This is a genomic window from Novacetimonas hansenii JCM 7643 (assembly GCF_000964405.1).
Classification (GTDB): Bacteria; Pseudomonadota; Alphaproteobacteria; order Acetobacterales; family Acetobacteraceae; genus Novacetimonas; species Novacetimonas hansenii.
The window spans coordinates 1-1,256 of sequence record NZ_BANE01000034.1; the positions used below are offsets into that span (position 1 = coordinate 1).

The window sequence follows — 1,256 nt, forward strand, 5'->3', positions numbered from 1 at the left end:
CAAAAACTCAGGATATGCATCAATCTAATCACAGAACGCTCTAGCTTAATCTGGAAGGATCGCAAGGCTTTGGATCAATATGGAGATTACCCCCTGATAGAGTAGAGTAGCTTTAATGGCGGTGCGAGAGGCTTCCTCGGATCGGGTTCATGGCTTATCGAAAGGTTATCGATGCTGTATGAGGTAGTGGCAGGGGCATAGGTGAAGGGAAACCAAGGAATGTACGGGTAGATTCGGTATCGCTTGCTGTTAAGCGGCGATGCGGGGTATTTTCCCGTCTACCAGTCGCAAGTATCGTTGGTTGCCTTCCCCCCCCTTGTGATACGAACGTATCAAGAACGCCACTGTCCGGATGGACCGTGGCGTTTTTCTTGTGCGCGGCGAACTGCCGGATCGCCGCCAGATCGCCGCGCAGGATGATCGCCAGTTCGCCGTCGGTCGGCTGGAGCGTGATATGCGGCGGGTCTGTCAGTAGGGAAGGTCAAAACGTAAACTGCCTGAAGAAACATTCCCAAAGCAGGTCATCATAAAGGGCTACTTCCCGCTATGTTTCTCCAGAAAGGCCGGAATAAGGGGATTATCCTCCTGCAGGGATCCTTTTGATGGAAGCTGTTGAGTATTCCAGGCGGGCCGTAAGGCCAGTCCGACAGCGGCGATCATCGACAGCCAGAGCGTCAAAAGCGCTGAAAAAGGGGGCGGCGCATCGATCCGTCCGGCTTTGACGCCGGCAAGAGGATCAAGGGCAAGAAGCGGCATCTCCTCGTCGATACGCAGGGCCTGTTGATGGAGGCAACGGTCCACGCAGCCGATATTCAGGACCGTGATGGCGGTGTCATGCTGATGGCGACACTGTTCGGACTGTATCCGTTCCTCCTGAAACTCTACGCCGACGCGGGCTATCAGGGGACGAAGTTCCAGCAGGGATATGGCACATGTCTGCCATTCTGTAAACGTCGAGATCGTGCGACGCTGTGACCTCGGAAAGTTCGTGGTGTTGCCTAGGCGCTGGATCGTGGAGCGCACCATCGCCTGGTTGAACCGCTGCCGACGCCTGAGCAAGGATTGGGAGTGTCTCAATCACAATGCGCTGGCTTTCCTTCAATGGGCATCAGTCCGTTTGATGGTCAGAAAACTATGTAATTAAAAACAATGTTCTTGGACAGATGCTTACGGCGTGTCGTCAGTTAAGTTCTGAGTGTTGTGCGTGAGGGGTGTACTGTCTGTCTGCCTGTGGTGTCTGTTTTTCCGGTTTTGCG

At 54.1% G+C, this 1,256-nt stretch carries 1 protein-coding gene and 1 pseudogene; both read left to right on the forward strand.

The annotated features are described in order from the left end of the window. Positions 1–352: 352 nt before the first annotated feature. Positions 353–475 (forward strand): hypothetical protein, encoded by a 123-nt coding sequence (locus B7G66_RS19025; RefSeq protein ID WP_307723150.1) that lies wholly within the window; start codon positions 353–355, stop codon positions 473–475. Positions 476–628: 153 nt separating this feature from the next. After that, positions 629–1,144: pseudogene (locus B7G66_RS02295) on the forward strand (IS5 family transposase); the annotation flags it as partial. Positions 1,145–1,256: the final 112 nt, after the last annotated feature.

What these genes read in the sequence shown, in the direction of transcription:
- B7G66_RS19025 (WP_307723150.1), top strand. Translation starts at nt 353, where the DNA reads ATGGACCGTGGCGTTTTTCTTGTGCGCGGCGAACTGCCGGATCGCCGC.